We start from the raw sequence: 7,625 nt of genomic DNA, 5'->3' as shown, positions 1-7,625 counted from the left end.
TCAGGAGCCACGCCGTCTGCCGGAGCAGCGGGAAGGGAATGCCGATCCAGGTCAGCAGGAGGTCCAGGGCCAGCAGGACGCAGATGCCGGCGTCGATGCCGATCGGGAACACATAACTGAAGTTCCCGAAGCCCTTCATCAGAGCCAGCTCACGCACAGCAGCGTAAGACCCCGCAAAACCGATACCAGCGATGATCACGGCACCGAACACGACGACACCGATGAGAACCCCATGCACCCGGGTCAGCTGGGGTACCTCACCTCGCCCCGCAGTCACCTCCGCTCCCCCTGACTATCTGAGTCGCCCAACAAAGGAGCTTTAGCCTTTCCCCCGGTTCCGGCATGGGCTGTGAGTCTCTCGGCAAGGGACCGGCCGGTGTGCGGGCTGGGGCCTCGCGGCCCGAGGGGTGTTCGCGCTCACACGCCCTGGATTGCGCGAGTCCCAGAGACGTTCGCCGCCCGCGCGACCCGCAAAAACAAGGTCGGACACCTGGTTTGGTTACAGGGACTCAACCATGTGCGCTGCGAAGAATCAACGTCGGCCTAGTGGGCGCAGTGATAATGCGACTAACCTCATCGCTTACTGCCCGCACACAGAAGACCAGCACTCGCGGTGAGTGGTCTGCGTCGGTCCGGGCCCTTGGGGTCCGCCGCCGGGCAGTGACCGGTTTGGATTCAGGAGGCACGGTGGCACGGCAGCCAGTCCAGGCGCGAGCTCGGGCGAAGTACGACGCGATCTTCAAAGCTGCCGCGGAGCTGTTCGACGAGCAGGGCTTCGCCAAGACGACGGTGGACCAGATCCTGGAACGGGCTGGCAGACTCTCCCGGGGCTCCTTGTACAACCTGTGGAAGGACAAGGACGAACTCGCCTACACCATCGTCACCGAGTCACTGATCATGGACTCAATTACGCCGGCCACGCCCCGATTGCAGAGTGTCGTCGACGCCTCGATTCTTCTGGCGGTGCTAACGCCGCATGTAACGGTGATCAGGGCCGCGAACCGTTTGGCGACCGAACAGGGCAAAGCCTTCTTCGGGTACCTCTGGCGAACCTACACCCCCCTAATCACAGAACTGATGACACAGGCCCGGGACCTGGGCGAACTGAAGCCGCGCGTGGAGCCCGCCGACTGGGCAGCGCTGTGGGTCGACGCGTGGGTCGGTCTGGACCTGCGCTTCAGGGAGAACTACGAGGAGCTGGCCGTCGCGGTCGACCGGCTCAACCAGCAGATCGTGCACTCCGTTGCCACCCCGGAGACGAAGGCAAAACTGCAGGTCTCCGTCGGGCGCGGCCACGAACTCATCCACACCTCTCAACACGCCGACGCCTACTACACCTCCCTCCAGGAGCAGTTGAGGGACAAACGCGGTCCCGCAGACACGCCCACTGCCACAGACTGAACCGCAGGGCCCGAGGGGGGCGCGATCGACGACGCCCCCTCGGGCCGCCTAACGCCGACGGCGTTATTGCCGACCTGGACCTGCCAGCAACCGCGAAGAGGGCCTTGCTCAAGTTGCGGGCTCTCAGCGAGGCCGGCGGCCGCATCGAGATCGACCAGGCCGACTTGGCCAAGCGCCACGACATCAGCCGCCCAGCCGTCACTGCTGCGCTGCGCCACCTCGATCTGGCGCAGCTGGTCAAGAAGCAGCGCAATGGCGTCTACCAGCTCAATGCCATGCTGGCTGGCTACCTCAGCCCCGCCGACTGCGCCGCCGCCATGGACGGCATGGCTGCCGCGGAACTCCTCAACGCCCCCGATCTCGTGGAGCGTTACCACGATGCCGTGAAGGTGTACCAGGACCAGCTCGCCGAGAAGCGCCGCACTCGCGAGCAGCAGAAGAAGCACATCGCCTCGCGCCGCGGCGCGATGCACGCGGTCGGCTAGAGCGGAACCCTTTTCCTGAGATGGCCGGTCGGCGATGTACTGCCGCAGGCCGAAGGCGGGAGGCCGGATCGGGGTTCCGAACGGCTCGGAGCAGCACGATCGGACCGGTGAGGGTTCAGGCCTGTCGCACTTGGCGGTTCCGTACGCCGGTCCGCAGCAGTGCGGCGCCCGTGGGAGTCAGGGCGTGCAGGACGGCCTGGCCGTGGCGATGGCTGACGAGGAGGCCCGCGTCGCGCAGGACGGTGGTGTGACGGGTGGCGGACGCCACGGAGACGCCTGCGGCCCGGGCGAGTTCGCTGGTCGTGGCGCCCGTCGCGGTTGCCTGGAGGATGACGGCGCGTGTCCCGCCGAGGAGTGCGGCGAGCGGGGCACGGCAATCCTGGGCGTCGGCATCGTCCGTGCGGGGAGCAGCGTGGCGCAGTGGATACGCGAGGACGGGCGGGAGACCGGAGTCGGCCAGCGACACCGGGCCGCCCCAGCAGAAGTACGAGGGTACGAGCGTGAGGCCGCGCCCCTGGAGGTACAGATCACGGTCCTCGGCATAGTCGACCTCCAGCGTGGGACGCCGCCAGCGCATGTACGGCCCCAGCCCGGCCAGGAGCCCGTCGGTGCCGCCGTCCAGCAGGGCTCGGGCGCGCAGGGATCGGTCGGCGTCGACGTGTGCCTGTATGTGATCGCTGTGGGGAAGGATGGCGACGTCGTGGTAGGTCCGGATCGTTCGGACGAATTCGCGGCGCGCTTCGTCGTCGGCTAATTGCCTGGCCCAGGCGGGAGCACCGCTCACCTGGTCCAGGATGCTCAGTTCACGCAGCACCCGTCGGCGGGGGACACCGAGAATCGCGTCCAGGCCGGCCTCCAGGCCTTCGGACGCCTCGCCGGGCGTGAGGAAATCCGGGAAGTAGGTGCCCACCGGGTAGAGGGGCAGCAACACGTTGCGGACGGCGGGTGCAAGGCCCTCGCCATGCAGAGCCGCGCGGGTGGTCCGATGCCAGGCCGCGTACGACCACAGACCTCGCCGGCGCTGGAAGCGGATCAAGCTGAAGAAGATCTCCCAGAGCGGATCCGGTCTGGACGCGACGTGGACGCGCGCGAGATCGGCATCCGTGAAGTGGATGCGAAGCATTCAATTCCCCTTGTTGTGCAGGGCTTTTGCACTCAGGCGCAAAAGTATGTCGATGCTGTGAGGGACATGACAAGGTGCACGCGTTCGGGTTCGACAAGGGAGGGAATCAGTGAGAATTTCATCCGTTTTCCATGGATGGGCACGACGGAGTGCGCTCACGGTCGCGGTGACCATGCTGGCAGCGGGGGGACTGGCGTCGACGGCGCACGCCAGCGTTTCCCAGGGCGGCGTCTACGGCGTCGACGCGGTGACGGACGACTGGGGGGACGAAGGCCCGCTCTCCACCACGAGCAACTCGCACAACAGCGTGGTGGGCCTCTGGCAAGCCGTGTTGGCAGCTGACGGGTACCTGCCGTCGGCCGACGTCGACTGCTCCTTCGGGTCCCAGACGAAGGCGGCAACGATCAAATGGCAGGACGATCACCATCTCGGCGCTGACGGGATCGTCGGCCCGCTGACGTTCGGCAAAGCGGACAACTACCTCTACTGGGTCGGGTCCGAAATCCGCTACGACGGAAGCAAGTTCGACCTGTACAGCATGCACAGGACCAGCTCCGGCCGGTGGTACGCCAACGGCGGCGGCAGTACGGCCTACTTCTCGTACACCAGCTCCGACCTCTGCGGCTGAGCTCCGTCACGGGCCCCGGCCGCCACCAGAACTCGGCCACCGGGGCCCACCGCCCGTACGCGACACCCTCACCGCCCCCCCAACCCTGCGGGAGACACCATGCGCACACGCACCCACCGCCTGGCCCTCGTCTGCGGCACTGCCGTCCTGGCCACGGCGGGGCTCGTCACCGGCGCTCCCGCGGCGAGCGCTGCGGCGGCCGAGACCCACTGCAACATCATCGACGACTCCGCACGGCCCACGGTCAGCCCCGGCGACACGGGGGACGCGGTGCGCCAAGTGCAGTGCCTCATCAACCAGTACAGCAAGTACTCCTACTGGGTTGAAGTGGACGGGGGTTACGGCCCGCAGACCCTGGAGGGCGTGCACTGGGTGCAGACCTGCAATGCCACCACGGGCGGTGCGGACGGCATCGTCGGCCCCAGCACGTGGTCCGCGCTCTACGCCCCCAAGACCGCCTGCGCCCTCTCGTCATAGCCGCATCGTGCGCATCCAACCCAACAGGGAGAACCACACGATGAGACCTTCGGATGCTTTCCCGTCTTCTCGACGCAGATTCCTGACAGCTCTCGGCGCCGCTGCCGTGTTGAGCGCGGTGTCCCGCCCGCCCTCCGCAACGGCTGCCACGTCCGCCGCATACACGCTACTCTCCCGCGCGGACTGGGGTGCGAACGAGTCGCTGCGCTTCGCCGCCGACGGTTCCGAACTCTGGCCGCCGCAGTACTACCCCGTCCAGACGATCACCGTTCACCACACCGACGACGGCAGCACCGACCCGGACCCGGCCGCGCGGATCCGCGCGATCTACCGTACCGACGTGCTCGCCGACGGCTACGGCGACATCGGCTACAACTACCTGATCGATGAGGCCGGCCGCGTGTACGAGGGGCGCTGGTCCGGCACCGACGGCACGGCGGCCCACGATGCCGCGGGGCGGCTCGTCACAGGGGCGCATGTCAAGGAGTACAACACCGGAAACATCGGCATAGCCCTGCTGGGGACGCTGACCTCCACTCCCCCGTCCTCCGCGGCGCGCAGCACGCTGGTGAGGCTGCTGGCCGACCTTGCCGAGCGGCACGGGCTCGCGCCGTCGGGCAAGGTGGTCTACCGCAATCCGGTCAGCGGAGTCAGCCGCCCGGCGCCGGCCATCGGCGGGCACCGTCACTGGGCGGACACCGACTGCCCCGGCACGGTGTACACCGCCATGCCGTCGATCCGTGAAGAGGTCGCCGATCTGATCGTCGCGTGAGACGCTCACCAGGACCGCCGGACCAGGCCCCCCGGCAGCAGGACCACCGCGAGCACCGCGGCGGCCGTGTACAGGCACGCGGAGCCGAGCGCGACGGCATGGCATCCGCGCAGGAATCGCGCCTGGTCGTCGGGGTGTCCGGCGACTGCGCCCGCCACGGCGGTGCCGATCGCGACGCCCCCAGGCGAGCGCCGTCCGCCGTAGTCAACGACCAGCGTTAACTGGGTGGATTCAACTGGTCGTCGCAACACCTTGATCACGGAGGTGTTGGATGGGACGGCCAAGGAAGCCGATGCCGCAGGTGCCGGCCGGGGCACGACGGCAGTGGGCCGCGGATCGGGCGATGTGGGCACCGATGCGCTCGCCCGGCCGCCCGGAGCCGTCGCGCGCTGTGCAACGGGAGTTCTGGCGCCTGATCGCGTCCGGGGTCACAACGGTCCAGGCCGCCGAAGGGGTCGGTGTGTCCGCACCGGTCGGGATCCGATGGTTTCGACACGCCGGCGGGATGACGCCGCTGAGCCTGGACGAGCCCACCGGCCGGTACCTGTCGTTCGCCGACCGTGATCGCGCTGGAGACCGAGACGCGGGGGTTCTTCGCTGACCCGCACGCACCGTGGCAGCGCCCAACGAATGAGAAGACAAACGGTCTGCTGCGGCAGTACTTCCCGACTTGTATTGGGGGCAGCGGTGTTCGTGATCGGGTTGGCCGCCCGTAACGTGCCGCAGGACGCCGGGCAGGCTGACTCGAGTACTTCCTGCCGCCCGCAGGGGCTGGCTCTCTTTGAGTGTGTCGACCTGCCCGGTGCCCGTTCGCGGCTTGACTCAACAGAGGCATGAGCATCGGCCACCCCAGGTTTCTCGAAGTCGGGATGTCAGCCGCGGATTCCGCTCAGCTGACGCCGAGAAGGAGGACCGCCGATGATGCTAATCGGCATCGAGCCGCATAAGACTCCGTTTCTTATGGCGTGATCGTTCGTTGAGCAGTGCATGGCGGATCTGATTGAGCGGTTGGTGCCGGACGAGCCATGGACGCTGTTCCGGCGGGTGGTCCCGCCGACGCAGGTCATACGTCCACAGGGCGGCGGGCGACGGCGGGCTGGTGACCGTGAATGCCTGGCGTCGATCATCTTCGTAGCCACCTCAGGGTGTACGTGGCGGCAGTTGCCCCCGGTTTTCGGCCCGGCCTGGCCGACGGTCTACCGGCGTTTTGCGCAGTGGAGCCGGGAACGGGTGTGGGCCAGGCTCCACCGCGTCATCCTCGACGAACTCGGCGCCAGAGGAGACTTGGACTGGTCGAGGTGCGCCATCGACTCCGTCAGCGTCCGGGCGGCAAGAGGGGGCCGCTGACCGGACCGAATCCGACCGACCGTGGCAAGCCGGGATCGAAAATCCACCTGATCACGGACCGGAACGGTCTGCCCCTGTCACTGGGTGTCTCCGGCGTCAACATGCACGACAGCCTCGGTCTGAAACCACTGGTGCGCGGGATCCCGCCCATCCGCTCCCGCCGCGGACCACGCCGCCGACGTCCGGCCAGGCTCCATGCCGACAAGGGATACGACTATGACCACCTGCGGCGATGGCTGCGCAAGAGAGGCATCCGCCACCGCATCGCCCGCAAACGCATCGAGTCTTCACAGCGCCTCGGCCGGCACCGTTGGGTGGTCGAGCGGACCGTGTCCTGGCTGGCCGGGTGCCGCCGCTTGCACCGCCCTACGAACGCAAAGCCGAACACTTCCTCGCCTTCGTCGCCATTGCCGCAGCTCTCATTGGCCACCGTCGCCTGGCACAACGCCAGGCTGGACAGCCATCAGCCACGAACGGCTGCGGACAGGGCAAAACCAAGACACGCCACAGCACCAGCAGCCAGCAAATCAGCACCAACTGACCACGTGAAACGCCGCTGAAGACCAGCCGGACTCAGTGCTGGTCCGAGCCCTGATGCGGCCCTCACATGAGCCCGCATCGCATCAGCGCAGACGCTGGAGAAGTCATAGAGCAGGTCCCACACGGACTTGTCAAACCACAGAAAGTCGATCTTCTCCCCAGCATGGGTCTCCAGGACAAGCCCGCCCCGCCACGAGTTGCGGTGCAACTCCTTCACGGCCGAGCAGGGCACCACCACATGTCGCCACAGGTAATAGCGGACGATCTCGCCTGGCCGGAGCACCACCCTGATCAGCGAGCACCGCCAGAAGAACGACGCCCAGGCCAGCACTACGGCACACACCAGGGCGCGCTGCCAGACCCCGCCGATCAATGAGTCCCTTGCCAAAACCAGGCCAGCGCAGACGGCAGCACAGGACAACCCTCTCAGAAGCCCGACACGCAGCCAACGCACCAGCTTGATCTGTGCTCGCCAATTCGGCCGGTAGCCCCGTATCCGCTGCACGATCGGGGTCCCGGGCCCGTACCAGTCACCCAACCCCGAGTGCCACAACCCCTCCGCCACACCGTGACACTACCTCCAAATGAAACGGCGTCTACTGAGGGAGTGTAAATCTAACGGCGGATCCGACGATCATGGGAGAGACGTCAAGTGACTGACACCGCCGTGGAGTTGGAGACCGTGGAACCTGTCGAGAGTGCCCCGTCCGGGCAGCCTGCGCCCGTGTCTGATGAGCAACTGGTCGCGATGCTGGTGGAACGGGCCCGGTCGGAGGGGCTGCAGCTGACCGGTCAGGGCGGGCTGCTGCAGCAGCTGACCAAGCGGGTCCTGGAATCTGCTCTGGAAGGCGA

General features: G+C 67.2%; 9 protein-coding genes and 3 pseudogenes. 8 read left to right on the top strand and 4 right to left on the bottom strand.

Translation table 11 applies throughout. The annotated features are described in order from the left end of the window. Window positions 1-277 (bottom strand): DUF2637 domain-containing protein (locus BFN33_RS51195; RefSeq protein WP_141758090.1); only part of this gene is annotated, 277 nt, incomplete at its 3' end. Between the two features lie 410 nt (window positions 278-687). On the opposite strand from BFN33_RS51195, the gene BFN33_RS51190 reads away from it, so the two are divergent. Continuing rightward, window positions 688-1,401 carry a TetR/AcrR family transcriptional regulator gene (locus tag BFN33_RS51190; RefSeq protein ID WP_176742669.1) on the top strand — a complete coding sequence of 238 codons (714 nt, stop codon included), beginning with the start codon at window positions 688-690 and terminating at the stop codon, window positions 1,399-1,401. Between the two features lie 104 nt (window positions 1,402-1,505). Next, entirely contained in the window at window positions 1,506-1,886 is a 381-nt protein-coding gene (locus BFN33_RS48965; RefSeq protein ID WP_256123111.1) for a MarR family transcriptional regulator, read from the top strand. Between the two features lie 115 nt (window positions 1,887-2,001). On the opposite strand, the gene BFN33_RS48960 is transcribed toward BFN33_RS48965, so the two are convergent. Next, complete coding sequence (locus tag BFN33_RS48960) at window positions 2,002-3,009, bottom strand: helix-turn-helix transcriptional regulator (RefSeq protein ID WP_069766702.1); 1,008 nt, start codon at window positions 3,007-3,009, stop codon at window positions 2,002-2,004. A gap of 172 nt (window positions 3,010-3,181) precedes the next feature. On the opposite strand from BFN33_RS48960, the gene BFN33_RS48955 reads away from it, so the two are divergent. The 3 genes from BFN33_RS48955 to BFN33_RS48945 all read left to right on the top strand — a co-directional run bounded on the left by BFN33_RS48955 (window position 3,182) and on the right by BFN33_RS48945 (window position 4,886). Continuing rightward, window positions 3,182-3,637, top strand: coding sequence for a peptidoglycan-binding protein (locus BFN33_RS48955; RefSeq protein ID WP_069766701.1), 456 nt, complete (start codon window positions 3,182-3,184; stop codon window positions 3,635-3,637). A 99-nt stretch (window positions 3,638-3,736) separates the two neighbouring features. Continuing rightward, window positions 3,737-4,114 carry a peptidoglycan-binding protein gene (locus BFN33_RS48950; protein WP_069766700.1) on the top strand — a complete coding sequence of 126 codons (378 nt, stop codon included), beginning with the start codon at window positions 3,737-3,739 and terminating at the stop codon, window positions 4,112-4,114. Between the two features lie 118 nt (window positions 4,115-4,232). Further along, on the top strand, window positions 4,233-4,886 hold the full coding sequence (locus tag BFN33_RS48945) for a peptidoglycan recognition family protein (RefSeq protein WP_256123110.1): 654 nt from the start codon (window positions 4,233-4,235) through the stop codon (window positions 4,884-4,886). Between the two features lie 5 nt (window positions 4,887-4,891). On the opposite strand, the gene BFN33_RS53595 is transcribed toward BFN33_RS48945, so the two are convergent. Beyond that, a complete protein-coding gene (locus BFN33_RS53595) occupies window positions 4,892-5,044 on the bottom strand; it encodes a hypothetical protein (protein ID WP_176742668.1) in 153 nt (50 codons plus the stop codon). A gap of 134 nt (window positions 5,045-5,178) precedes the next feature. Here BFN33_RS53595 and BFN33_RS55215 point away from each other — a divergent pair. Together BFN33_RS55215 and BFN33_RS51650 are read left to right on the top strand one after the other, a co-directional pair. Further along, window positions 5,179-5,451: pseudogene (locus tag BFN33_RS55215) on the top strand (IS30 family transposase); the annotation flags it as partial. 422 nt (window positions 5,452-5,873) lie between these two features. Next, window positions 5,874-6,657: pseudogene (locus BFN33_RS51650) on the top strand (IS5 family transposase); the annotation flags it as partial. 39 nt (window positions 6,658-6,696) lie between these two features. On the opposite strand, the gene BFN33_RS51180 reads toward BFN33_RS51650, so the two are convergent. Then, window positions 6,697-7,278: a hypothetical protein gene (locus BFN33_RS51180; protein WP_256123109.1), complete on the bottom strand. Its 582-nt coding sequence runs from the start codon at window positions 7,276-7,278 to the stop codon at window positions 6,697-6,699. A 162-nt stretch (window positions 7,279-7,440) separates the two neighbouring features. Between BFN33_RS51180 and BFN33_RS55205 the strand changes: the two are divergent. After that, window positions 7,441-7,625: pseudogene (locus BFN33_RS55205) on the top strand (IS256 family transposase); the annotation flags it as partial.

It is taken from the genome of Streptomyces sp. LUP47B (assembly GCF_001746295.1).
In the GTDB taxonomy this organism is placed as follows: Bacteria; Actinomycetota; Actinomycetes; order Streptomycetales; family Streptomycetaceae; genus Streptomyces.
The sequence above is the reverse complement of the archived record's forward strand: the minus strand, read 5'-3'. Positions and strand labels throughout refer to the sequence as shown.